The organism is Streptomyces sp. Z26, from assembly GCF_003665095.1.
In the GTDB taxonomy this organism is placed as follows: domain Bacteria; phylum Actinomycetota; class Actinomycetes; order Streptomycetales; family Streptomycetaceae; genus Streptomyces; species Streptomyces phytohabitans.
This window is the reverse complement of the sequence record NZ_RCHV01000002.1, coordinates 6,290,910-6,315,460: the sequence shown is the minus strand read 5'-3', so window position 1 is coordinate 6,315,460 and position 24,551 is coordinate 6,290,910. Positions and strand designations below refer to the sequence as shown.

The 24,551-nt window shown below is 73.1% G+C and carries 19 protein-coding genes; 12 read left to right on the top strand and 7 right to left on the bottom strand.

The genetic code is table 11. The features are described from left to right. The first annotated feature begins 80 nt into the window (after positions 1 to 80). Both D7M15_RS27365 and D7M15_RS27360 read left to right on the top strand, forming a co-directional pair. Positions 81 to 2,003, top strand: a complete 1,923-nt coding sequence (locus D7M15_RS27365; protein ID WP_121519935.1) for an ABC transporter ATP-binding protein — start codon at positions 81 to 83, stop codon at positions 2,001 to 2,003. After that, on the top strand, positions 2,000 to 3,781 hold the full coding sequence (locus D7M15_RS27360; protein ID WP_121519934.1) for an ABC transporter ATP-binding protein: 1,782 nt from the start codon (positions 2,000 to 2,002) through the stop codon (positions 3,779 to 3,781). Before D7M15_RS27365 ends, D7M15_RS27360 begins: the two co-directional genes overlap by 4 nt. Before the next feature lie 187 nt (positions 3,782 to 3,968). Here the strand turns inward: D7M15_RS27360 and D7M15_RS27355 are convergent, their stop codons facing one another. Beyond that, positions 3,969 to 4,760: a metal-dependent hydrolase gene (locus D7M15_RS27355; RefSeq protein WP_121519933.1), complete on the bottom strand. Its 792-nt coding sequence runs from the start codon at positions 4,758 to 4,760 to the stop codon at positions 3,969 to 3,971. A 169-nt stretch (positions 4,761 to 4,929) separates the two neighbouring features. Here D7M15_RS27355 and D7M15_RS27350 point away from each other — a divergent pair, with 169 nt between their 5' ends. Together D7M15_RS27350 and D7M15_RS27345 are read left to right on the top strand one after the other, a co-directional pair. Next, positions 4,930 to 7,464 carry a DEAD/DEAH box helicase gene (locus tag D7M15_RS27350; RefSeq protein ID WP_121519932.1) on the top strand — a complete coding sequence of 845 codons (2,535 nt, stop codon included), beginning with the start codon at positions 4,930 to 4,932 and terminating at the stop codon, positions 7,462 to 7,464. A gap of 175 nt (positions 7,465 to 7,639) precedes the next feature. Beyond that, positions 7,640 to 8,512 (top strand): acyl-CoA thioesterase II, encoded by an 873-nt coding sequence (locus tag D7M15_RS27345; protein WP_121519931.1) that lies wholly within the window; start codon positions 7,640 to 7,642, stop codon positions 8,510 to 8,512. Here the strand turns inward: D7M15_RS27345 and D7M15_RS27340 are convergent. Both D7M15_RS27340 and D7M15_RS27335 read right to left on the bottom strand, forming a co-directional pair. Continuing rightward, on the bottom strand, positions 8,493 to 9,422 hold the full coding sequence (locus D7M15_RS27340) for a DUF6397 family protein (RefSeq protein ID WP_121519930.1): 930 nt from the start codon (positions 9,420 to 9,422) through the stop codon (positions 8,493 to 8,495). The genes D7M15_RS27345 and D7M15_RS27340 overlap by 20 nt on opposite strands. Positions 9,423 to 9,539: 117 nt before the next feature. Continuing rightward, positions 9,540 to 9,929 (bottom strand): roadblock/LC7 domain-containing protein, encoded by a 390-nt coding sequence (locus D7M15_RS27335; protein WP_121519929.1) that lies wholly within the window; start codon positions 9,927 to 9,929, stop codon positions 9,540 to 9,542. Between the two features lie 176 nt (positions 9,930 to 10,105). Here D7M15_RS27335 and D7M15_RS27330 point away from each other — a divergent pair, with 176 nt between their 5' ends. After that, complete coding sequence (locus D7M15_RS27330) at positions 10,106 to 10,909, top strand: hypothetical protein (protein WP_121519928.1); 804 nt, start codon at positions 10,106 to 10,108, stop codon at positions 10,907 to 10,909. A 26-nt stretch (positions 10,910 to 10,935) separates the two neighbouring features. Here D7M15_RS27330 and D7M15_RS27325 read toward each other — a convergent pair whose 3' ends face one another. Further along, entirely contained in the window at positions 10,936 to 11,118 is a 183-nt protein-coding gene (locus D7M15_RS27325; RefSeq protein ID WP_121521517.1) for a hypothetical protein, read from the bottom strand. A gap of 168 nt (positions 11,119 to 11,286) precedes the next feature. On the opposite strand from D7M15_RS27325, the gene D7M15_RS27320 reads away from it, so the two are divergent. Together D7M15_RS27320 and D7M15_RS27315 are read left to right on the top strand one after the other, a co-directional pair. Beyond that, a complete protein-coding gene (locus D7M15_RS27320) occupies positions 11,287 to 14,397 on the top strand; it encodes a DEAD/DEAH box helicase (RefSeq protein ID WP_121519927.1) in 3,111 nt (1,036 codons plus the stop codon). Then, a complete protein-coding gene (locus D7M15_RS27315) occupies positions 14,394 to 15,686 on the top strand; it encodes an SWF or SNF family helicase (RefSeq protein ID WP_121519926.1) in 1,293 nt (430 codons plus the stop codon). Before D7M15_RS27320 ends, D7M15_RS27315 begins: the two co-directional genes overlap by 4 nt. A gap of 101 nt (positions 15,687 to 15,787) precedes the next feature. Here D7M15_RS27315 and D7M15_RS27310 read toward each other — a convergent pair whose 3' ends face one another. Further along, complete coding sequence (locus tag D7M15_RS27310; RefSeq protein ID WP_240649749.1) at positions 15,788 to 16,534, bottom strand: SGNH/GDSL hydrolase family protein; 747 nt, start codon at positions 16,532 to 16,534, stop codon at positions 15,788 to 15,790. A gap of 558 nt (positions 16,535 to 17,092) precedes the next feature. Between D7M15_RS27310 and D7M15_RS27305 the strand changes: the two genes are divergently transcribed. Beyond that, on the top strand, positions 17,093 to 19,984 hold the full coding sequence (locus tag D7M15_RS27305; RefSeq protein WP_121519924.1) for a glycoside hydrolase family 2 TIM barrel-domain containing protein: 2,892 nt from the start codon (positions 17,093 to 17,095) through the stop codon (positions 19,982 to 19,984). Positions 19,985 to 20,037: 53 nt separating this feature from the next. Here D7M15_RS27305 and D7M15_RS27300 read toward each other — a convergent pair whose 3' ends face one another. Next, positions 20,038 to 20,274, bottom strand: coding sequence for a DUF397 domain-containing protein (locus D7M15_RS27300; RefSeq protein ID WP_121519923.1), 237 nt, complete (start codon positions 20,272 to 20,274; stop codon positions 20,038 to 20,040). A gap of 3 nt (positions 20,275 to 20,277) precedes the next feature. Next, positions 20,278 to 21,147, bottom strand: a complete 870-nt coding sequence (locus D7M15_RS27295) for a helix-turn-helix transcriptional regulator (RefSeq protein ID WP_121519922.1) — start codon at positions 21,145 to 21,147, stop codon at positions 20,278 to 20,280. 137 nt (positions 21,148 to 21,284) lie between these two features. Between D7M15_RS27295 and D7M15_RS27290 the strand changes: the two genes are divergently transcribed. The 4 genes from D7M15_RS27290 to D7M15_RS27275 all read left to right on the top strand — a co-directional run bounded on the left by D7M15_RS27290 (position 21,285) and on the right by D7M15_RS27275 (position 24,479). Next, positions 21,285 to 21,752 carry an ATP-binding protein gene (locus tag D7M15_RS27290; protein WP_121519921.1) on the top strand — a complete coding sequence of 156 codons (468 nt, stop codon included), beginning with the start codon at positions 21,285 to 21,287 and terminating at the stop codon, positions 21,750 to 21,752. 239 nt (positions 21,753 to 21,991) lie between these two features. Continuing rightward, complete coding sequence (locus D7M15_RS27285; RefSeq protein WP_206337434.1) at positions 21,992 to 22,807, top strand: ABC transporter substrate-binding protein; 816 nt, start codon at positions 21,992 to 21,994, stop codon at positions 22,805 to 22,807. Beyond that, entirely contained in the window at positions 22,804 to 23,595 is a 792-nt protein-coding gene (locus D7M15_RS27280; RefSeq protein ID WP_121519920.1) for an amino acid ABC transporter permease, read from the top strand. Before D7M15_RS27285 ends, D7M15_RS27280 begins: the two co-directional genes overlap by 4 nt. Positions 23,596 to 23,603: 8 nt before the next feature. Beyond that, complete coding sequence (locus D7M15_RS27275) at positions 23,604 to 24,479, top strand: amino acid ABC transporter ATP-binding protein (RefSeq protein ID WP_121519919.1); 876 nt, start codon at positions 23,604 to 23,606, stop codon at positions 24,477 to 24,479. Positions 24,480 to 24,551: the final 72 nt, after the last annotated feature.

Genomic DNA, 24,551 nt, shown 5'->3' with positions numbered 1-24,551 from the left:
GAAAACTGGTTGATATCCGGTGCCCGCGCTGGACAAGCTGGCCCCTCATCCCCCACCCCGCCGACACGCACCGGGACGTCATGCTGATTCGCGATCTTCCGTATGCCGACCCGGGCGTCCCCGACGTACGTTCCGGCCCGCGCCTGCTGCTCTGGCTCGGCCGACGCCAACTGCGCGGCCAGGCGAAGTCGCTGGCGTGGGGCACGCTGCACATGGCGTCGGTGGCGAGCATCCCCGTGGCCGTCGGGCTGGCCGTGCAGGCCGTCGTGGACCGCTCCGGCGAACGGCTCGCGCTGGCGGCCACGCTGCTCGCGCTGATCGGCGTCGGCGCCACGGTGGGCGACACCATGCTGCACCGTACTGCCGTCAGCAACTGGATCACCGCCGCCGCCCGCGTACAGCAGCTGCTGGCCCGCCGTACGTCCGCACTGGGCGCCACCCTCACCCAACGGGTCGCCGCAGGCGAGGTCGTCGCGGTCTCCACCGGCGACATCGAGAAGATCGGCTGGTGCGTCGAGTCGGTGTCCCGGTTCAGCGCGGGGGTGCTGGTCGCGCTCTGCGTGTGCGCGGGCCTGATCGCGTACGAACCCGAGTTGGGCCTTCTGGTCGCCGCCGGACTGCTCCTGCTGATCGCGGTGGTGCTCCCGATGCTGCCGCGTGCCACGCGTCGCGCCGACCTCCAGCGGGAGAAGGCGGGGCGCGCGACGGAGCTGGCGGCGGACACGGTGGCCGGGCTGCGGGTGCTGCGGGGCATCGGCGGCGAGGAGCTGTTCCTGGAGCGGTACCGCGGCGCGTCGCAGGAGGTACGGCGGGCGGCGGTGCGTACGGCCCGGATGTGGGCGTTGATCGAGGCCGTGCAGGTGGCGCTGCCGGGGCTGCTGCTGATCGCGGTGGTGTGGCACGGCACCGGGCTGGCGATGGACGGGCGCATCTCGGTCGGTGAACTGACCACCGTGTACGGCGCGGTGACCTTCCTGCTGTTCCCGCTGCGGCTGGTGCAGGAGTTCGCGATGGCGTACTCGTTCTCCCGGCCCTCGGCCGCCCGAGCCGCCCGGGTGCTGGGGCTGCGCCGAGCCGTGGAGGGGCGCGGCGACAGGGGCGCCGCACTCGTCGACCCGGTGGCGGGTGACCTGCACGACCCCGTCGCGGGACTGCTGGCCCCGGCGGGGCGGCTGACCGCGGTGGTGTGCGGCGACCCGGACGAGGCGGGGCGGCTGGCGGCCCGACTCGGCGGGCACGACGCGGGTGTCGAGGACGGCGAGAGCAGCGGAGACGGGGACGGTGGTGGCGGGAACGGTGGCGGGGGCGGTGATGGCGCGGCGGTCGTACGGGGCTCCGGCGCCGGCACGGGCCGCGCGGGGCGCGGGGGCACCGACGCCCCGGATACGGCCCGACCCGCCCCGCCGTCCGTCCTGTTGGGCGGCGTCCCGCTGGACGATGTCACGCTGGCGCGGGCGCGCGCGGCCGTCCTCGTCCAGGACAAGGACCCGGTCCTGCTCTCCGGCACCCTCCGGGAACTGCTCGACGTGCCCGCGTCCGGCCGCGTCCCGGCGCACGAGGCGCTGGCCGCCGCGCAGTGCGGCGACGTGCTGGACGCGCTGCGGCAGGGCACACCCGGGCTCGACGGCGACCCGCTGGAGGCACGTGTCACCGAACGCGGCCGGTCGCTCTCCGGCGGGCAGCGCCAACGGCTCGCGCTCGCCCGCTCCCTCGTCACCGACCCGCCCGTACTGGTCCTGGACGAGCCGACGAGCGCCGTCGACTCGCACACCGAGGCGCGGATCGCGGACGCGCTGCGCCGCGTCCGTGCCGGACGCACGACGGTCGTCCTGACCTCCAGCCCGCTGCTGCTCGACCACGCGGACCACGTCGTCCTCGTACGGGACGGGCGCGTCGCCGCGTCCGGCAGCCACCGCGAACTACTCGGCGCGGACCCGCGTTACCGCGCCGTCGTCACCCGCGAGACCGACGACGAACTCGCCGAAGGGACCACTCACGCATGATCGGCGTCGCTCCTCCCGCGTACGACCCGGCCGCGCCCGAGTCCGCCACCACGCTGCCGGTCGGCTCCCCGGCGACAGTCCGCGCGTACGTGCGCGAGCTGGTACGGCGGCACCGGCGCCCGTTCGCCGTGCTGATGGTGGTGAACGCGATCGGCGTGACCGCCTCCATGGTCGGCCCGTACCTGCTGGGCACCGTCATCCAGGACCTCTCCGAGGGCGCGGACGACATCCCGCTGGGACGCACGGTCGCGCTGTTCACCGTGGCGCTGGCCGTGCAGACGTTCTTCGTGCGCCTCGTCCGGCTGCGGGGCGCGATGCTGGGCGAGCAGATGCTGGCGGACCTGCGCGAGGACTTCCTCGTACGGTCCGTACGGCTGCCGCCCGGCGTCCTCGAACGCGCGGGCACCGGCGACCTGTTGTCCCGTATCACCACCGACATCGACCGGCTGGCGAACGCCATGCGGGAGGCCGTGCCGCAGCTCTCCATCGGCGTGGTGTGGGCGGCGCTGCTGCTCGGCGCGCTCGGGGTCACGGCGCCGCCGCTGGCGCTCGCCGTGCTCGTGGCGCTCCCGGTGCTGCTGACCGGCTGCCGCTGGTACTACCGGCGGGCCCCGCGCGCCTACCGTTCGGAGGCCGCCGGGTACGCCGCCGTCGCCGCCGCGCTCGCCGAGACCGTGGACGCGGGGCGGACGGTCGAGGCGCACGGGCTGGGCGCGCGACGCGTGGCGCTCTCCGAGCGGCGTGTCCGCGAATGGACGGCGTGGGAGCGCTACACCCTCTGGCTGCGCACCATCCTCTTCCCCACCGTCAACATCAGCAACATGCTGATCGTCGGCTCCGTGCTGATCCTCGGCGGTGTCTTCGTCCTCCAGGACTGGATCACCGTCGGGCAGCTCACCACGGGGGCGCTGCTGGCCCAGATGCTGTTCGAGCCGGTGGGACTGATCCTGCGCTGGTACGACGAACTCCAGGTCGCGCAGGTCTCGTTGGCCCGACTGGTGGGCGTACGCGAGATCGAACCCGACGCCGGGGAGCACGCCCTCGCTCCCGACGGCCGCGACATGCGCGCCGACCGGGTGCGGTTCGGCTACCACGAAGGGGCCGACGTCCTGCACGGCGTCTCCCTGGACGTGCCGCCGGGCACCCGGCTGGCGCTGGTCGGCCCCTCCGGCGCCGGCAAGTCGACGCTCGGTCGGCTGCTCGCGGGGATCTACGGGCCCCGGACCGGCGAAGTCACCCTCGGCGGCGCCGAGTTGTCCCGGATGCCCGCCGAACGCGTACGGGCCCATGTCGCGCTGGTCAACCAGGAGCACCACGTCTTCGTCGGTTCGCTCCGCGACAACCTGCTGCTGGCCCGTACGGACGCGGGTGACACCGAGCTGTGGGCCGCGCTCGGCGCGGTCGGCGCGGACGGCTGGGCGAGGGCGCTGGACGACGGGCTCGACAGCGAGGTGGGGTCCGGCGGGCACCAGGTCACGCCCGCGCAGGCGCAGCAGATCGCGTTGGCCCGGCTGGTGCTCGCCGACCCCCACACGCTGGTGCTGGACGAGGCGACGTCCCTTCTCGACCCGCGTGCGGCGCGGCACCTGGAGCGCTCGCTCGCGCAGGTGCTGGAGGGGCGCACCGTGGTGGCGATCGCGCACCGGTTGCACACGGCGCACGACGCCGACGTGATCGCGGTGATCGAGGACGGCCGGATCAGCGAACTCGGCAGCCACGACGCGCTGGTGGGGAACGACGGGGCGTACGCCGCGCTGTGGCGTTCCTGGCACGGCTGACCTCGGGGGCCGGGCACGTACGCAAAATCATGGGTGGGCGGGCCGGAGTCGGGCGCGCCACGCGTACGGCGCCGGGCCTCGGGGTGCCTCACGGACGGTGCTGTCCGGCGCCGTCGCCGGAGGCGCGGGCCCTTCCCGAGCGGGCCCCGCCGCAGGGGCGCGCGGTGGCCCGGCGTCGGACGACGCGTCAGAGGACGCCGAGGGCGCTCAGCGCCCCGAAGCCCCCGAGCACCATGAACAGCGGCATCAGGACCTTCACCTCCACCCAGGCACCGGCGCGGAAGCGCATGAAGTGGGGTGTGCCCAGTGGGTACCAGCGCTTGCCCGCTATCGGTATCGGCCACAGGATGGGGCAGCCGGAGATGGTCAGCGCGTCTCCGATGCTGTGCACCAACGAGCCGAGCACGACGGGCAGTCCGAGCCACATGTACTCCTGACCGTCCCCGTGGAACAGCCAGTCCGCACCGTTCCCCGGCTGGTCCAGCACTCCGGCGAGGATCCACGCCGAGGCCGCACCGAGCAGCCAGACCAGGACGTCGCTGGAGACCCTGGCCATGCGCCACAGCAGTCCCTCGACGGCGAGCACGACGTGGATGAAGAGGATCGTCAGGACCGCCCACCGCCCGCCGGCCACCGCGGCGGCGGAGAAGCCGATGCCGATCAGCACCGCCCATACCCAGGTGTGGGTGAGGGTGCGGTGGCCGCCGGACCGACGCCGTTCGCCCCGGCCCCGCGTGGCGTTGAACACCGCCTGGGACAGTTTGTCGATCAGTCCGCAGAGCGCTTTGGACAGCGGCCCGAAGGCCCGGGATATCGTCGCCGACTTCTGGTCGAGGTCCGGTGCCAGTGCGGCACCCGCGCAGATCAACGTGCCCACCACCAGCACCGGCCAGGGCATACGGTGGTCCAGCGCGTTGGCCACGGCGCCCGCCCCCAGCCACGCCGCCGCTCCCGACAGCGAGTGCGCCGGTCCCATCATCGTCGATCCCCACCCCAGTGCCGTACGGCGCCCCGCGTACGGCTGCGTCGCTCACGTGTGCCGGTTTCCGGGCAGGCGTGCGCGCTGCCGACCGGCCGGCGACACAGCGTAGCGCCCGGTGATCACCGACCCTCCACCGGTTCCCGGATTCGGGCCGTGGAAGGGCAAGATGGGGTGCGTGACAGCCACCCTTATCGATCAGATGCCGAACGACGCCGACCCGGACGCCCTCTTCGAGACGTTCTCGAACTGGGCCGAGGAGCGGGGCATCACGCTCTATCCCGCTCAGGAAGAGGCCCTGATCGAGGTGGTCTCGGGGGCGAACGTCATCCTGTCCACCCCCACCGGGTCCGGCAAGAGCCTCGTGGCGGCGGGCGCCCACTACGCGGCGCTCGCACGGGACCAGGTCACCTTCTACACCGCGCCGATCAAGGCGCTCGTGTCGGAGAAGTTCTTCGACCTGTGCAAGCTGTTCGGCACCGAGAACGTCGGCATGCTGACCGGTGACGCCTCGGTCAACGCCGACGCGCCCGTCATCTGCTGCACCGCCGAGGTGCTGGCCTCCATCGCGCTGCGCGACGGCGAGAAGGCCGACATCGGCCAGGTCGTGATGGACGAGTTCCACTTCTACGCCGAGCCGGACCGCGGCTGGGCCTGGCAGATCCCGCTGCTGGAGCTGCCGCAGGCGCAGTTCATCCTGATGTCGGCCACACTGGGTGACGTCACCCGGTTCGAGGGGGACCTGGCGCGGCGGACGGGCCGGAGCACCGCCGTCGTACGGTCCGCGACGCGGCCGGTGCCGCTGTCCTACGAGTACCGGACGACGAGCCTCACCGAGACCCTCACCGAGCTGCTGGAGACCCGGCAGGCGCCGGTCTACATCGTGCACTTCACGCAGGCGCAGGCGGTGGAGCGGGCGCAGGCGCTGATGAGCATCAACATGTGCACGCGCGCCGAGAAGGACGAGATCGCGGCGCTCATCGGCAACTTCCGCTTCACCACCAAGTTCGGCCGGAACCTGTCCCGTTACGTGCGGCACGGCATCGGCGTGCACCACGCCGGGATGCTCCCCAAGTACCGGCGGCTGGTGGAACGGCTGGCGCAGGCCGGTCTGTTGAAGGTCATCTGCGGCACCGACACGCTCGGCGTCGGCGTCAACGTGCCCATCCGCACGGTCCTCTTCACGGCCCTCACCAAGTACGACGGGACCCGGGTACGGACGCTGCGGGCGCGCGAGTTCCACCAGATCGCGGGCCGGGCGGGACGGGCCGGGTTCGACACCTCCGGGTTCGTCGTGGCGCAGGCACCCGAGCACGTCGTGGAGAACGAGAAGGCGCTCACGAAGGCGGGCGACGACCCGAAGAAGCGCCGCAAGGTCGTCCGCAAGAAGGCCCCGGAGGGCTTCGTCAGCTGGAGCGAGCAGACCTTCGAGAAGCTCATCGCCGCCGAACCGGAGCCGCTGAACTCGCGCTTCCGGGTCACCCACGCGATGCTGCTGGCGGTCATCGCCCGTCCCGGCGACCCGTTCCAGGCCATGCGCAAGCTCTTGGAGGACAACCACGAGGACCGGCGCGCGCAGCTGCGGCACATCCGGCGGGCCATCGCCATCTACCGCTCGCTGTTGGACGGCGGCGTCGTGGAGCAACTGGACGCCGACCAGGCCGACGCGGACGGGCGGCGCATCCGGCTGACCGTCGACCTCCAGCAGGACTTCGCGCTCAACCAGCCGCTGTCGACCTTCGCGCTCGCCGCGTTCGAGCTGCTGGACCCCGAGTCGCCGTCGTACGCGCTCGACATGGTCTCCGTCGTCGAGTCGACCCTCGACGACCCCCGCCAGATCCTCGCCGCCCAGACCAACAAGGCCAAGGGCGAGGCGGTGGCCGAGATGAAGGCGGACGGGATCGAGTACGAGGAGCGGATGGAACGGCTGATGGACATCAGCTATCCGCAGCCGCTGGAGGAGCTGCTCTTCCACGCCTACGGCCTCTACCGCAAGTCCCACCCGTGGGTGGGTGACCATCCGCTGTCCCCGAAGTCCGTGATCCGGGACATGTACGAACGGGCCATGGCGTTCGGGGAGTTCGTCTCGTTCTACGAGCTGGCCCGTACCGAGGGCATCGTCCTGCGCTACCTGGCGAGCGCCTACAAGGCGTTGCAGCACACCGTCCCGGACGACCTGAAGTCGGAGGACTTCCAGGACATCATCGAGTGGCTGGGCGAGATGGTGCGGCAGGTCGACTCCAGTCTGCTGGACGAGTGGGAGCAGCTGGCCAACCCGGCGGACGAGACCCCGGAGGAGGCCCAGGCGCGCGCCGACCAGGTGAAGCCGGTGACCGCCAACGCGCGTGCCTTCCGTGTACTGGTGCGCAACGCGATGTTCCGCCGGGTGGAGCTGGCGGCCCTGGACAAGTTCGCCGAACTCGGCGAGATGGACGCCGAGTCGGGCTGGGACGCGAACGCCTGGGCCGAGGCGATGGACGGGTACTGGGACGAGTACGACGACCTGGGCACGGGCCCCGACGCGCGCGGCCCGCGGTTGCTCCACATCGAGGAGGTGCCGGAGGACGGGTTGTGGCGGGTCCGCCAGACCTTCTCCGATCCCGAGGGCCACCACGACTGGGGCATCTCCGCCGAGGTCGACCTGACGGCCTCCGACGAGGAGGGCCGCGCGGTCGTCCAGGTCGGCTCGGTCGGGCAGCTGTGACCGACGACCGCGCCACCGCCCGCACTTCCGCCACGCGCTCCCGCGTCGTACCCGGTGGAGCCACGGTTCCCGCCCTCGTCGGCGCTCCCGGAACGCCCGCCCCGGGGGCCGCGCGGGAGCGGCACCGCACGACCGCGGAGCACCGTCCGCGGCCCGAGACAGAGAGGGTCCTCCCGTGACCGCGCCCAGTCCCGCCGAACGCCTCGTCGATCTCCTCGCGCTGGAGCGGATCGACCACAACATCTTCCGTGGGGAGAGCCCCGACGAGTCCCTCCAGCGGGTGTTCGGCGGGCAGGTTGCCGGGCAGGCGCTGGTCGCCGCCGGACGCACCACGGACGGGGAGCGGCCGGTGCACTCCCTGCACGCGTACTTCCTCCGGCCGGGTCGACCGGGTGTGCCCATCGTGTACCAGGTGGACCGGGTGCGGGACGGCCGTTCGTTCACCACGCGCCGCGTGGTCGCCGTCCAGCAGGGCCGCACGATCTTCAACCTCACCGCCTCCTTCCATCAGCCCGAGTCGGGCATCGAGCACCAGCTGCCGATGCCGCGGGTGCCGGACCCCGAGAGCCTGCCGAAGCTGGCCGACGAGATCCGCGCACACATGGGACACCTGCCGGAGCGGCTCGAACGGATGGCCCGCAGACAGGCCTTCGACATCCGCTACGTGGAGCGCCTGCGCTGGGACATGAAGGACCTGGTCGACGCCGAGCCCCGCAGCGGCGTGTGGATGCGGGCGATCGGCTCGCTCGGCGACGACCCTCTCGTGCACACCTGTGCCGTGACCTACGCCAGTGACATGACGCTGCTCGACGCCGTGCGCATCCCGGTCGAACCGCTCTGGGGACGGCGCGGTTTCGACATGGCCTCGCTCGACCACGCCATGTGGTTCCACCGCGGCTTCCGCGCCGACGAGTGGTTCCTCTACCAGCAGGAGTCGCCCATCGCCACGGGCGCCCGGGGGCTGGCCCGCGGTCAGATCTACGACCGCGAGGGCAACCTCCTGGTCTCCGTGATGCAGGAGGGCCTGTTCAGGAAGCTGGAGGACTGACCGGCCCGCGTCGACCGGCCGCGGAGGCGCGTGCCAGTATCCGGCGCAGCCTCGTGGCCCTCCGGACGGACTCCCCGGACCGTACGAGGGGCCGGGGTTCGGCCCGGCTCCGCGCCGCCGCGTCGGCCGCCGCCCGCGCCGCGTCCGGCCGCTGTCGTGCCGGGACCGGCCCGGTGGCGACGTGCCCGCGTGCCTCCTCAAGCTCCGCGGCGAGCAGCAGCCGGTGCCACAGCACCTCGTCCTCGTCGGACGCCGTGCAGACCGTCCGCACGACCTCGGCGGTCGCCGCCGACTCCGACCGCGAGGTCGTCAACTCCGGTGCCAGCGCCGCGAGAAGCGTCCGCTCGGCGGGGTCGGGGACGGCTTCCGCCCGCACCTCCGCCGCGAGCACGGCGGCGCGTGCCGCCGCCCGCTCCCACGGCCCCCGCGCCTGGCCGGTGAGCTGCGCGACGCGCCGGGTGCGCCAGTGCCGGGGCCGGAAGTCGGCGCCCTCGTCCACCGTGGTCCGCAACGCGGCCGGGAGCCGTCCGCTGAGCAGGTCCGGCCTGTCCTCCCCGAACCGGCTCAGCTCGTCGACCAGGTAGAGCCAGACCACCGCGCGGTAGCGGTTGATCCGGAAGCGGACCGGGGTGAGGCACCCGGCCCGCGCCAGTCGTACGAAACGGCCCTGGCTGATGCCCAGCAGCCGTGCGGCCTCCTGCGCGCTCACGGTCCGCAGCCGCTCCCGGAGGCCGCCCGGGGAGTCTCCCGCCGCCCTCAGGGTGTCGAGCACCGCGCGCGGCACGCGGCGCTCCCAGCGCTCCGGGCCCGGCACGGTGGGCACCGCGCCGATCTGCACCGCCAGCTCGAACTCGCGGGCCCCCAGGCCCAGTTCCCGGGCCGCCCGGCCCGCTACGACGTACTCCGACACGTCGGTCGCCTCCCCCGCCTCTCGTCACACCCGATCACTCTCGGTGACGAGGCTAACGCGGGGCGGAGAAACCTGCCGGGCCTGTGGAAAACTCCGCCCCGTCGCAGGTCAGGTAGGTCAAGGGTTCCGCGTGCCCACTCCGAGGTGTTCGCCGACGCGGTTGACCAGAAGGGTCATCTCGTACGCGATCTGCCCGATGTCGGCGTCGCCGTTCGCGAGGACGCAGAGGCAACTGCCGTCGCCCGCCGCCGTCACGAAGAGCACGCCCTCGTCGAACTCGATCATCGTCTGCCGCACCCGCCCCGCCCCGAAGTGCTCGCCGGAGCCCTTCGCCAGGCTGTGCAGCCCGGACGCGACGGCGGCCAGATGTTCCGCGTCGGCCCGGTCCAACTCCTCGTTCTTCGCCGTCACCAAACCGTCGTTGGAGAGCACAAGGGCGTTCCGAATGAACGATATGCGCCGTGTGAGATCGTCCAGTAGCCAGTCGAGACCCGTATTGAGCGCCATCCGCCTCCCCTTCACCGTGGCAGCTGCCGTGCCACCCTTACCCACGACGGCACCACAGGCAACCTCCAGGACCGGCGGGCGTCTCCGCCGGTGCCCGCTGCGGACGTGTGGCGGTGCCCTGTCACCATCCGGAGTACGGGGCTAGGGTGCCCCGGAGCTGATCGAGAGGGGGCCTCGTGGGCGCCGACGAGGACGACGCGCTCTACGTGCTGACGGCTGTCCTGCTGACACCGGCCCGGTTTCCCGCCGTGCTGGGGGACGACTATCCCGAGGCGTGCGCGGCGCTCGGACTGGAGCCGTACGCGGAGGGCTACGGGCTGGTGTTCGGGCAGGACGGCGACGGCGCGCGCTGGACGGTCGCCACCGACGACGTGACGCTGGTGGCGTGCGCGATCGCCGCGTGGGACTGCGGCATGGAGTACGACCTCTCACCCGACGACCGTACGGTGGCGGCGGCGCTGCCCGGCTGGCCACTGACGCTGGCCGTCTCCGCGCCGGGGGTGCCGTCGCCGCACGATCCGCCGCCCGAAGCGAAGGACGGAACGGGGTGGGCCAGGGTGCTCGTCCCGCCGGACACGGAGGCGTGGGGACCGGCGCAGCGCCGGTTGGGCGCGGACGAGATCGCCGCGCAGTGGTCGGCCTGGCGCGGGCAGGTGGAGGTGGAGCCGTCGGCGCCCTCCGGGCCGGGCGGCGGGGACGGCGGGGAAACGCCCGTACGGCGGGTGCTGCGCGAGCTGGCCGGGTATCTGGAGGAGCCGCCTCCGCCGGGGCGGGTCCGTTCGGCGTTCGCATCGGGCGAGGCGCGCGTTCTGCGCGCGGACGGTCCCGGCTGGAGCATGGTGGCCCGCACGGACGACATCGCGTTCCTGCTGCTGGACGACGAGCCGGGCGAGGTGACGCCGGTGGGCCGCGGTCCCGAACTGCCGGGGCTGCTGGCTGGCTTGGACGCCATCGCGGCCCGCCCGGCGGACGGAGCCTGAGCCGGGCGGGAGGAAGTGGACGGGCCCTAGCGGCCCAGCTCCCTGCGGCTCACGCGGCGGAGCCGGGAGCGCTGGGAGGAGTCGAGTGCCAGATAGGCGACCGCAGGCACGCCGACGATCACCAGCACCGCGATCCAGAACGATGTGAGCCACCACAGGAGCAGGCCCACAGCCACGCCCCCCGCGGCGACCTTTGCTCTGTTGTCCATCTCCATGCCTCCTCCGCGGTGACGGCTGCCCCCGCTCACTCCATTGAACGCCCTGGACGCGGAAGGCGTTCCTCACGTGCGGTACGGGATTCTTTCCGCCGGTCTCCCCGGTTGGGGTACCCTCGGCCGCTGCTCCCACTAGTCAAATTTGAGGAATGATCCAGCGACGTGGCCCCGTCCCCCGCACCGTCCGCCCGGACCACCGCCGAACTGGCGGCGTGCGCCGCCGTCTTCCTGCCCGCCGACCCGCCCCGGCTCGGCCGGGTCGCCTTCTGGCGTCCCGACGGCACTCCGCCGCTGCCGTCCGCGCCCGACGAGACCACCGACCGGACCGCCGAGACGACCGCCGGGGAGGACCCTGAGGGCGGCGCCGAGGAGACCGAGCTGGCCGTCGCCCTCCCGGACGGCGCCGGCGGGGTCGAGGTGCGCCACGTGCCCGCGTACACGCTCCCCGTACGGGACGCGCTGCCCGTCCTCACCCGCGCCCGCGCGGCCGTACGCACCGCACCCGTACGGCGCTCCCCCACCGGCGGCCCGGACGGTCCCCCCGACCCGCTCGACCCGCGCGCGGCGGGCGCCTTCTGGGGCGCGGCCGCGCTCGCCTCGCTCCAGCTCGCGGCGCGCGGGCGGCTGCTGCCGGGCCTCAGCACCGGCGCGTACGACGCGTGGCGGCTCGGCCCCCTCGACCCCGACGACGTGGCGCGGCTGCGTGACCTCGCCGCCGCGATGCCCCCGCTGGCGCACGCCGTCCCGCTGCCGGAGAGCGACCCGCCGCGGCTGCCCGAGCCGGAACGGCTGCTGCGCGCGTTCCTGGACGCCGTGGCGGACGGCCTGCCGCGCAGTCCCGCCGCCGGGCTCGCCGCGGGCGGGCCCGCGTTCGCGGCGCGGGCGCCGCAGCGCGTACCCGCGTTGCGGGGCTGGGCGGACGATGTCGCCGCCGGGTACGACGCGGGCGTACGGCTGTCGCTGCGGATCGAGGTGACCGGGCTCGCCGGGGCCCGTACGGCGGCGGACACGCCCTCCGGCACACCCGGAGCGGCGCGGTTCACCGCCGTGCTCCAGCTGCACGGGGTGACCGACGCCGCGCTGGTCGCGGACGCCGCGGAGGTGTGGGCGGGCACGTCGCACGTCGCGGCGGGATTCGGGCCGCGCGCGCGTGCGGACGTGCTGCTGACGCTGCGCCGGGCGGCGTCCGCGTGGGAGCCGCTGCGGCCGCTGCTGTCGGCGGCCGTGCCCGGTTCCGTGGAGCTGGCGGACGAGGAGGTGGCCGAGCTGCTGGGCGCCCCCGTGAGCGGCGCCCTGGAGGCGGCGGGCGTCCGGGTGCACTGGCCGAAGGAGCTGGCACGGCGGCTCACCGCGCGCGCGGTGGTCGGCCCCGACGCGCGGGCCGGGACGCAGGCGCCGGACGGGTCGCCGTCGACGCTGTCCGCGTCCGCGCTGCTCGGCTTCAGCTGGCGCTTCGCCGTCGGTGACCAGCAGCTCAGCCGGGCGGAGCTGGACCGGCTGGCCGAGGCGAACCGGCCTCTCGTGCGCCTCCGCGACCAGTGGGTGCTGGTCGACCCGGAGGCCGTACGCCGGGCGCGGGACCGCCGGGACCGGCAGGTCGGCACCGTCGAGGCGCTCGGGGCGGCACTCGCGGGAAGCACCGAGGGGGACGGCGGCGAACGGTTCGAGGTGGCGGCCACCGGCTGGCTGGAGGCGCTGCGCGAGCGCCTGTCGGACCCGGAGCGGGCGGACCGCGATCCGGACCCGGTGGCGCAGCCGCCCGCGCTCGCCGCCACCCTGCGCGACTACCAGCTGCGCGGGCTGAACTGGCTGCACCGCATGACGTCGCTCGGCCTCGGCGGCTGTCTCGCCGACGACATGGGCCTGGGCAAGACCATCACCCTGATCGCGCTGCACCTGCACCGGCAGCGGTCGCCGGAGACGGCGGGGCCGACGCTGGTGGTCTGTCCCGCGTCCCTGATGGGCAACTGGCAGCGGGAGGTGGAGAGGTTCGCGCCGGGCACTCCCGTACGCCGCTTCCACGGCGCCGCGCGCAGCCTGGAGGGGGTGGTCGACGGGGAGTTCGTGCTCACCACGTACGGCACGATGCGCCTGGACGCGCGGCGGCTCGCCGACCCGGGCGGCACGGCACAGGGCGGCACCGGCCGGGACGCCACCAAAGAGGGCTCCACGGGGCAGGACGGCGCGGCACCGCGGCCGACGGGCGGACGGGTCTGGGGTCTCGTGGTCGCGGACGAGGCGCAGCACGTCAAGAACCCGTTCTCCGCCACGGCGAAGCAGCTGCGCACCGTCCCCGCCCGCGCGCGCGTGGCGCTCACGGGCACGCCGGTGGAGAACAACCTGTCCGAGCTGTGGGCGATCCTCGACTGGACCACCCCCGGCCTGCTGGGCGGGCTGACCGCCTTCCGTCGCGACCACGCCGCCGCCGTCGAGGGCGGCGCCGACCCGGCCGCGACGGAACGGCTGACGCGGCTGGTGCGCCCGTTCCTGCTGCGCCGGCGGAAGTCCGACCCGGGGATCGCCCCGGAGCTGCCCGCGAAGACGGAGACCGACCGGGCGGTGGCGCTCACCAGGGAACAGGCGGGGCTGTACGAGGCGGTGGTGCGCGAGTCGTTGGCCGACATCGCGTCGGCCGACGGTCTCGCCCGGCGCGGTCTGGTGGTGAAGCTGTTCACCGCGCTCAAGCAGATCTGCAACCACCCGGCGCAGTACCTCAAGGAGACCGACGCGGTGCTCCACGGCCGTTCCGGGAAGCTGGAGCTGCTGGACGAGCTGCTCGACACCCTCCTCGCGGAGGACGCGCGGGTGCTCGTCTTCACGCAGTACGTGGCGCTGGCCCGGCTGTTGGAGCGGCACCTGGCCGAACGGGGCGTGGGTACGGAGTTCCTGCACGGCGGTACGCCCGTCGCCCGGCGCGAGGAGATGGTGCGCCGCTTCCAGGACGGCGGGGTGCCCGTGTTCCTGCTGTCGTTGAAGGCCGCGGGCACCGGGCTGAACCTGACGCGCGCCGACCACGTGGTGCACTTCGACCGCTGGTGGAACCCGGCGGTCGAGGCGCAGGCCACCGACCGCGCCCACCGCATCGGGCAGACCCGCGCGGTGCAGGTGCACCGGCTGATCGCGGAGGGGACCGTCGAGGACCGGATCGCGGAGATGCTGGCACGCAAACAGGCGTTGGCGGACGCCGTACTGGGCGCGGGTGAGGCGGCGTTCACCGAACTGTCCGACGCCGAGCTGGCCGAACTCGTCGAGCTGAGGGGGACCGACAGGTGAACGGTGACGAGGAGCGCGTCTTCGAGGCGCTTCCCCCCGCGCGGGGCCGAGGTTTCGCCACCACGTGGTGGGGACGGACCTGGCTGAAGGCGCTGGAGGACACCGCGTTGGACGCGGGACAGCTGCGCCGGGGGCGGCAGATCGCACGCCAGGGCGCGGTGGGCGCCGTGTCGGTGCGTCCGGGCCGGGTCACGGCGGTCGTACGGGACCGGGACGGCACCCCGCACCGCGCGGACGTGCTGCTGCACCGGCTGCCCGTGGCGGACTGGGACCGGCTGCTGGACGTCGTCGCGGGCGAGGCCGGGTATCTCGCGGCGCTGCTGGACGGGGACATCCCGCCCCGGCTGGTGGAGGACGCGGCGGACGCCGGGGTGGAACTCCTCCCGGGCATCGGTGACCTGGAGCCGGAGTGCGACTGCGGCGCCTGGGACCACTGTCCGCACACGGCGGCGCTCTGCTACCAGTTGGCCCGTCTGCTGGACCAGGACCCGTTCGTGCTGCTGCTGGTGCGCGGCCGGGCCGGACGGTCGCTGCTGGACGAGGTGCAGCTGCGCGGCGCGGCCCGTGCCGCCGGGGACGGTTCGGCCGGTGGCGAGGGCGGTGCGGCCGGGGCGCGCGACGAGGGGGTGCCCGCGCGGGAGGCGTACGCGTCCGCCGCCGTGCTGCTGCCTCCCCTCCCGTCGCCCCCGGTGCCCCCCGCCGTCCCGGGTGCGCCGCCCGCGCTGGACACCGGCGGCACGCCCCCGGAGGGGGTGGACGTGGCGGCGCTGGTGTTCCTCGCGTCCGCGGCGGCCGCGTACGCGCACCGCACGCTGCTGGCGGCCCTCGCCCCGGGGCACGGCGCCGACGCCCCGGCGGAGCCGCTGGACGTGGCGCGGGACGTCGTACGGTTGGCCGCCGCGCGGCCCGCGCCGCCGGTCGCGGTACGGCTGGTGGCACACGGTGGACGTACGGCGGTGGAACTGGAAGCGGCCGTACGGGCCTGGGAGTTCGGGGGCGCGGCCGCCCTGGCCGTGCTGGAGGAGGCGTGGACGCCGGGCGCGGAGACACTGGCGCGGGCGCGGGGGCAGCTGGCGGCCGTGTGGCCGGACGAGGAGACGCGGCCGGTGCTGCGCGCGGAGCGGAACCGGTGGACGGTCGCGGCGGCGGAGGAGGCCGGGGAGGCGCAGCTGAGGTACGCGCGGGACGGGCGCTGGTGGCCGTACCGGAGGGAGCGGGGCCGGTGGTGGCCCGCGGGCCCGGCGGAGCCGGACCCGGGCGCGGCGCTGGCGGCGGTGCTCGGCGCCTGAGACGGCGCGGTGAGCGCCGGACGGGAGGTTCGGGAGGTGTTCCGGAGCCCCGGCCGTCCGCTGTCCCGTGGGGGCTGCGGACGGCCGGCGCTCCGGGACCGTCAGACCGCGCTGTCCATGGCCGGGTAGTAGCCACCCGACTGTCCTGCGGCGGTGGGGTGGTACGAGTCCCCGATCGGGAACGTGACGCTGTGGAGCCACTCGTCGGAGGAGCAGATCTCGTGACCCGTGAAGGCGTCACGCACGTCGGCGAAGGTGAAGCCGTGGTCGGCGGCACGCTTCGCGGTGACGTCGTTGATCTCGTCCGCGACGGAGTTGATGGCCTCGCGGGACTTCTCGCTGAGGCCGACGGAGCACTCGCCCTGGAGCTTGTAGAGACGCGGGTAGCCGAGAACGACGACCTCGGCCGAGGGCGACTTGCCGCTGATCGCGTCGTAGACGCCGTCGAGCTTGCCCGGCAGGGTGCCCGTGACGTACGAACGGGCCTCCTCCATACGGGTCATGCAGGCGCTCTCGCCCTGGAGCACGCAGGTGGTCATGGCGTCGGCGAAGCCGGCGTCGTTGCCCCCGATGCTGATGCTGACGAGACCGGTCGACTCGGTGAGCGGGCCGAGCTGGTTGTTGATGACGTCGTCCGTCACCGCGCCCGAGCAGGCCGTGAAGTCGAACGACGCGGGGGAGTTGGCGTTCGCCCAGAGGTGCGGGTAGGCGTTGGCGCTCCGCTTGCAGGTGTCGTCCTCGTAGTCGCCGGCTCCGACGCCCGAGGAGTAGGAGTCACCCAGGGCCACGTAGGAGGGAGCCGCCTCTGCCTGGTCGGCGTTGGCGACTCCGCTGGTGAGGGTGGTCAGTCCGAGGAAGACGGACACGGCGGTGGCCGTGGCCGCCCATCTGCGCAGCTTCAATGGAGCCTCCTGTGTGGGGCATGGAGGGAGGGAACTTCTTGCGGTACCGAGTAGTAGCAGCGCGTTGAGGGCTAGAGGAAGTGCCCCAACAAGGATTTCACTCGGTGTGGCCAGGAGGAACAGAGACATGTGCGGACCTTTGTGACGCCTGGTCAAAGTTTTGCGGCAAGAGCTTTCTTCGACCGCCCGGCGCACGCGCCTCCGATCTCCCCGGTTCGCACACGCCTCATCCGCGAACACCGCACAACTTCCCCCGCTCCGCGTCCCGTCGACCGCGCGCGGAGTACGGCGACGGCTCCTCCGGGCGCGGACGCCCTCCGATCACCGCGTCCAGGGGAGCCGTTGCCGTCCTGCGGCGGGTAGTTGTGGAACGGTGACCGGGGAGGCGGTGGGGAGGGAGGCGGGCGTACGCGCCCGTACGGGGCACCTCCCCCACGTCCTGCCGTCCCGGTGACCCGGGCCCGCCACCCGGTCCGGCCCGGCCGATCGACGTTGAGGAGAACTATGCGCAACCCCGTCTACTACGAGGACGTCTCGCCCGGCCACGGCACGCTCCAGCCCCGTTCCTGGACCGCCGGTTCCGACGCCCGGCGGCTGGATCTCAGCGGCGAGTGGGACTTCCGTCTGTCGCCGACCGCGCGGCCGGACGACGAGGCGTTCACGGAGGACGGTTTCGACCCGGCGGCGGCGCCGGGCTGGCGGTCGGTACGCGTGCCGGGGCACTGGGTGCTCCAGGGCCACGGCGAACCCGCGTACACCAACACCCGTTACCCGTTCCCCGTCGACCCCCCGCGCGTACCCGACGAGAACCCGACCGGCGACCACCGGCACGTGTTCGACCTGCCCGCGGACTGGCCGGGGGGCGGGGAGGTGGTGCTCCGCTTCGAGGGCGTCGAGTCCTGCGCCCGGGTCTGGCTCAACGGGCGGGTGCTGGGCGACTTCCAAGGCAGCAGGCTGCCGCACGAGTTCGCCGTCGGTGGGCTGCTGCGGCCCCACGGGAACGTGCTCGCCGTACGGGTGCACCAGTGGTCCGCGGGCAGCTACCTGGAGGACCAGGACATGTGGTGGCTGCCGGGCATCTTCCGCGAGGTGACGCTGCAACACCGCCCGGAGGGGGCGCTCGACGACTTCTGGGTGCACGCCGGTTACGACCACACCGACGGCAGCGGCCTGCTGCGTGTGGACTGCCCGCAACGCGCGCGACTGACCGTACCGGAGCTGGGTGTGGACCTCGCCTCGGGTGAGGACCTGCGGCTGCCGGTCGAGCCGTGGACGGCGGAGACGCCGCGCCTGTACGACGCCGTGCTGAGCACGGGGAGCGAGGCGGTGTCGCTGCGGATCGGCTTCCGTACGGTGACCGTCGAGGACGGCGTGCTGCGGGTGAACGGCGGGCGCGTGCTCTTCCGCGGGGTCAACCGGCACGAGTTCCACCCGGAGACGGGCCGCACCGTGGACGCGGAGACGATGCGCCGCGACCTGGTGCTGATGAAGCGGCACAACATCAACGCCGTCCGCACCAGCCACTACCCGCCGCACCCCGCGTTCCTCGACCTGTGCGACGAGTTGGGCCTGTGGGTGATCGACGAGTGCGACCTGGAGACGCACGGGTTCACGCACGTCGACTGGCGCGGCAACCCCGTCGACGACGAGCGGTGGACGCCCGCGCTGGTGGACCGGGCGCGGCGGATGGTGGAGCGGGACAAGAACCACCCGTCGATCGTCGTGTGGTCCCTCGGCAACGAGTGCGGCAGCGGCAAGGGCCTGGGCGAGATGGCCCGTTGGATCCGCGACCGCGACCCGTCGCGTCCGCTGCACTACGAGAACGACCCCGACTACCCGGACTCCGACCTGCACAGCATGATGTACGCCCGGCAGTCGAAGGTCGACGAGATCGGCCGCGCGGGGGCGACGCGGAAGCCGTTCATCCTGTGCGAGTACGCGCACGCCATGGGCAACGGTCCGGGCGGACTCACCGAGTACCAGCGGCTGTTCGAGAAGTACGAGCACTGCCAGGGCGGTTTCGTCTGGGAGTGGACCGACCACGGGTTGCCGCGTCGCACCGCCGACGGCCGCGACTTCTTCGCGTACGGCGGTGACTTCGGGGAGCCGGTGCACGACGGGAACTTCGTCTGCGACGGTCTCGTCTTCCCCGACCGGACGCCCTCCCCCGGGCTGGTGGAGTACAAGAAGGTCGTCGAGCCCGTACGGATCACCGGTGACGGCACCGCCCGTACGGTGCGCGTGCGCAACCTGCACGACTTCGCGGACCTGTCCGCGCTGGCCCTGGAGTGGAGCTACGAGGTCGAGGGCGAGCCGCTGGGCGGCGGGCGGCTGCCCCTGCCGCACGTGCCCGCGGGCGGTCACGCCGACCTCGAACTCCCGGCGCCCCCGCGCACGGACGTCGCCGGGGAGGCGCAGTGGACGGTGCGGGCGGTCCTCGCCGGGGACACGGCGTGGGCGCCGGAGGGCCACTGCGTGGCGTGGGCGCAGCTGCCCGCCGTCCCCGCGGCGCCGACCACCGCCCCCGCGTCAGGGGCGCAGGTGACGCCGCGCCGTGACGGGTCGTCACTGACGCTCGGACCGGCGTCGTTCGACGCGGTGACGGGCGCGCTGACGCGGCTGGGCGCGGTGCCGGTCGAGGGACTGCGGCTGGACGTGTGGCGGGCGCCCACCGACAACGACGAGGGCGCGCCCTGGAAGCCGGGCTCGGGCCCGGGGACGGCCTGGCGGCGGCTGGGCCTGCACCGGATGCGCCACCGGGTGGACGCGGTGGAGTGCGACGACGCGGGCCTGACGGTCCGTACGCGCGTCGCGCCCGCCGCCAGCGACCTCGCGCTACGCGCGGTCTACCGCTGGACGGCCACGGACGAACTCCTGCGCCTGGACGTGTCGGTGGACCCGGAGGGCACGTGGGAGGTCCCGCTGCCGCGGCTGGGCGTACGGCTGGCGCTGCCGGGCGCGTACGACCGCGTGCGCTGGTTCGGCGGCGGGCCGGGCGAGGCGTACCCGGACACGCGGGCGGCGTCCCTGGTGGGGCGCTGGGAGGAGAGCGTGGACGGCCTCCAGACGCCGTACGTGCGACCGCAGGAGAACGGCGCGCGGGCGGACGTGCGGTGGGCGCGGCTGACCGACGCGGCGGGCGGCGGGCTGCGCGTGGCGGCCGGGACGGCGTACTTCTGGCTGACCGCCCGCCGCTGGACCAGCGAGCACCTGGACGCGGCCGCGCACACCACCGACCTGGTGCCGGACGACCGGGTGTACGTGAACCTGGACCACGGGCAGCACGGCATCGGCTCCGCGTCCTGCGGGCCGGGCGTGCTCCAACGGCACAAACTGATGGTGTCCACGGCGCGGTTCGGCTTCACCTTCTCCGCCGTGGCGGGCGACGAGGGCTAGGCCGTGTCCGGCCCAGGGCCGGAACGCCGGGGCGGAACGGTCGGCTTCCCGGCTCAGGCGAGCAGGAAGTCGGCCTCCCCCGCCTTGGCGCCGCGGATGAAGTTCTCGATCTCGTCGTGCGGGTAGATCAGGGCGGGGCCGTCCGGGTCCTGGGACTGGCGCAGCGCCACCCGGCCGTCCTGGAGGCGCAGCGCCTCGACGCAGCTGCCGCCGTTGCCGCCGCTCCAGGGTTTGCGCCAGCCCTCGCGGCCCAGCTCCCCGGCGGGCATGCCGTTGTAGATCGGGTCCATCGGTCAGATCTCCTTGCGCAGGGCACTCAGGAGAGCCTCGGTCCGGTGAACGGGTGCGGCCTGGCCGCACATCCGGTCCAGAGCCTCCAGGAACGCCGACACGTCGTCGCGTTGGTCGAAGTACACGGCACCGACCAGGCTTTCCGTGCACACGACGTCGGGGAGTTCGTCGATCGGAAAGCGGAACAGGTGGAAGGGGCCGTACATGGCCGGGTGGGTACCGGCACTGAACTGCATGATCTGAAGTCTGACCTGCGGCGTCGCGATGGCTTCGAGGAGATGGTCGATCTGCTCGGCCATCACGTCCGGGCCACCGATGGTCCGGCGCAGCACGGTCTCGTCCAGCACCGCCCAGAGCAGCGGCGGTTCGTCGCGGGTGAGGATGGCCTGCCGCTCGACGCGGAGCGCGACCTGCCGTTCGATCTCCTCGTCCGACGCGTGTGCCATGCCCGCGCGCAGGACGGCCCGCGCGTAGGCGGGCGTCTGGAGGAGTCCGGGTACGTAGTGCGGCTCGTACGCCCGGATGAGGTGCGATTCGCTCTCCAGGCTGACGAACGCGCTGAACCACTCGGGCAGCACGTCCCGGTAACGGTGCCACCAGCCGGGCTGGTTGGCCTCCCGGGCGAGGGCGACGAAGCCGTCGATCTCCTCCTGCTGCGTCACGCCGTACGTGCGCAGGAGCTTCTCGACGTACGGGATGCGGAGGCCGACCTCGGCCTTCTCCATCCTCCGGACGGTGGCATGCGTCACATCGAGGGCCCGGCCCGCCTCCTCGTAGCTGAGGCCCGCCTTCTCCCTCAACTGCTGGAGCCGCTTGCCCAGAACCACCCGCAGGACGGTGGGTGCACCGCCGCCCGCACGCGAGTCCGCCACTATCGTCCGCCTCCAACTGCCGTCATGGAAACGCAGTTTGACATGGACGAGGTGTGCGACGACAGGCGGTCGGAACGATTCTGTAATTTGCAGCCTGTTCCTTGCCATCCGCAGCCGACGGACCGCATAGTGGACCGGTGGCTTCCCCCCATGAGGCACTTCCCCTCGAGAACCGCACCGGCAGCACCGCCGTGCGGCCCCTCAGGGACGCGTTCCATCTCCCGGCCCTCGACACCTCCGTGGCGGAGGCGCGCCGCCGCGTGCTGGAGCGGCTGCGCGAGTGGGGAGTCACCGAGGACTCGTGCGGCGACGCCGAGCTGCTGGTGTCCGAGTTGTTCACGAATGCCGTGCGGCACACGGACAGCGAGAAGGTCAGCTGCGAACTGTGGGTCATCGGCGTGCGCCTGCGCCTGGAGGTGACCGACGAGGGCGGCGGCCGCCCGCTGGGCCCGCAGCCGAAGCCGGACGTGGACACCGACGGCGAGAGCGGCCGCGGGTTGCTCCTGGTGAGCGTGTTGGCCGACGAGTGGGGCATACGGCCCGACGACCGCGCCCACGGCCACGCCGTCTGGGCGGAGCTGCCGTGCGTCCGCACGGTGTCGTGAGGACCTCCCCCACCGGCTGATCCGCGGGTCACGCACCCGTGGGGGACGCGCTGCGCGCACGCGCGGTCACCCGTACGTGACCGGCACCCGCGCCCGTACGAGGCGTTACGCGGTCGCAACGCGCGGGGCGCGACAACGGCCCCGGTCGATGGCAGGATGCGGCAGAACTTGCCGATCTTGCCGGGACCCACCGGCCGCGCCGGGCCGGTCAGCCGGGGCACCCACCCTCTGGAGACACCGTGTCAGCCCATCGGACACCACACCGGACCCTCTCCGCGCTGGCCGCCGCGTCAGCCGTACTGCTGGCCGCGACCGCCTGCACCAGTACGAAGTCCAGCGGGGACGGTTCCGAGATCTCACTGGTCAAGTCGGACAAACTGACCACGTGCACGCACCTGCCGTACGAGCCGTTCCAGGTGAAGAAGGGCGGCGAGGTCGTCGGCTTCGACGTGGACGTCGTCGACCTGGTCGCGAAGAAGCTGGACGTGAAGCAGGAGATCGTGGACACCCCGTTCGAGGGCATCCAGACCGGCGAGGACCTCAACGCCGGGAAGTGCGACGTGGCGGCGGCCGGGATGACGATCACCGACGTCCGGGACGAGAACCTCGACTTCAGCAAGCCGTACTTCGAGGCGACGCAGGCGCTGCTCACCAAGAAGGGCAAGGGCTACAAGACGCTCGCCGACCTCAAGGGCAAGAAGCTCGGCGTCCAACAGGGCACCACGGGCGCGGAGTACGCCAAGGAGCAGGGCAAGGGCGTGGAGACGGTCCAGTTCGAGGACCTGGCGCTGCTGCTGACGGCCGTGAAGACCGGCCAGGTCGACGCGGGCATCAACGACAACGGCGTGCTCTACGACTACGTCAAGGGCAATCCGGACACCGAGGTGACGGCCGAGTTCGACACCGGCGAGCAGTACGGGATCGGCGTCAAGACCGGCAACGACGCGCTGCGCAAGGAGATCGACGCGGCGCTGGACAAGGCGAAGTCGGACGGGTCGTACGACCGGATCTACAAGAAGTGGTTCGGCAAGGCGCCCGAGGGACAGGACAAGTGACGCGGCGGCTCACGCGCCGCCAGCGCGCACGCGTGGTCCGCGCCGTCCAGTACGGCGTGCTGGTCGTGGCGCTGCTGGTGCTGGTGCTGGCCGCGGACTGGGGCGAGATCCGGCGGGCGTTCTTCGACGTCGACGTCGCCAAGGAGCAGTTCCCGGAGATCGTGTCGACGGCGCTGGTCAACACCGTCATCTACACGGTGCTCGGCTTCGTCTTCGGGCTGACCCTGGGCCTGGTGCTGGCGCTGATGCGGCTGTCGCAGGTCCCGCCGTACCGCTGGCTGGCGATCGGCTACATCGAGTTCTTCCGCGGGGTCCCGGCCCTGCTGGTCTTCATCGCGCTGGGCTTCGGTGTGCCGCTCGCGTTCCAGGTGGCGATCAACCAGTACGTGACGGTGATGCTGGCCCTGGGCCTCGTCGGCGCCGCGTACATGGCGGAGACCATCCGGGCCGGTATCCAGGCGGTGCCCAAGGGGCAGCTGGAGGCGGCCCGTTCGCTGGGGATGTCGCAGCAGCGGGCGATGGTCTCGATCGTCATCCCGCAGGCGTTCCGCATCGTCCTGCCGCCGCTGACGAACGAGCTGATCCTGCTGACGAAGGACTCGTCGCTGGTCTATCTGCTGGGGCTGTCGCTCGGCCAGTACGAGCTGGCGAAGTTCGGCCGGGACGCGCTGAACGAGCACCGCAGCCTGACGCCGATCCTCATCGCGGGGCTGCTGTATCTGGTCATCACCCTCCCGCTGGGCCATCTGGTCCGTCGGCTGGAGGCCCGTACGGCGAAGGCCAGGTGAGGTGGCGCATGTCCGAGGAACGTTCCGAGGAGCCCGTCGTGGAGAAGAGCCCGGCGGACGAGGGCAGGGCGGACGCCGAGAAGGCGGACCTGGCGAAAACGGACCCGGAGAAGGGCCGTGCCGCCGGGGACGAGGCCATCCGCATCGAGGGGCTGCACAAGTCCTTCGGTGACCTGGAGGTGCTGCGGGGCATCGACCTGAGCGTGCGGCGCGGCGAGGTCGTGTGCGTGATCGGCCCGTCCGGCTCCGGCAAGTCGACGCTGCTGCGCTGCGTGAACCTGCTGGAGGAGCCGACCTCCGGCACGGTGACGGTCGCCGGGAACGAGGTGACCGACCCGGACGTGGACATCGACGAGGTGCGGCGCGGCATCGGCATGGTGTTCCAGTCGTTCAACCTCTTCCCGCACCTGACGGTGCTGGAGAACCTCACCATCGCCCAGCGGCGCGTGCTCGGCCGCGACCGGGACAGCGCGGAGCGTACGGCGCGCCGCAACCTGGAACGGGTCGGGCTGACCGACAAGGAGTCGGCGTACCCGTCGAAGCTCTCCGGCGGCCAGCAGCAGCGCGTGGCCATCGCCCGCGCGCTGTCGATGGAGCCGCAGCTGATGCTGTTCGACGAGCCGACGTCCGCGCTCGACCCGGAGCTGGTCGGGGACGTGCTGGCGGTCATGCGCGCCCTGGCGGGCGAGGGCATGACGATGCTCGTGGTGACGCACGAGATGAGCTTCGCCCGTGAGGTCGCGGACCGGGTGGTGTTCATGGACGGCGGGGCGGTCGTGGAGGAGGGCACCGCCGCGCGGGTGGTGGGTGACCCGCAGCACGCGCGGACGCGGGAGTTCCTGGCGCGGGTGCTCGACCCGGCGGCGGCGCGGCTGCCGGGGTAGGCGAGGTCCGGGTGACGCCGTTCCGCCCCGGCGGGTGTGCCGGGGCGGGGCGGCGTACGGGTCGGTCCCGGG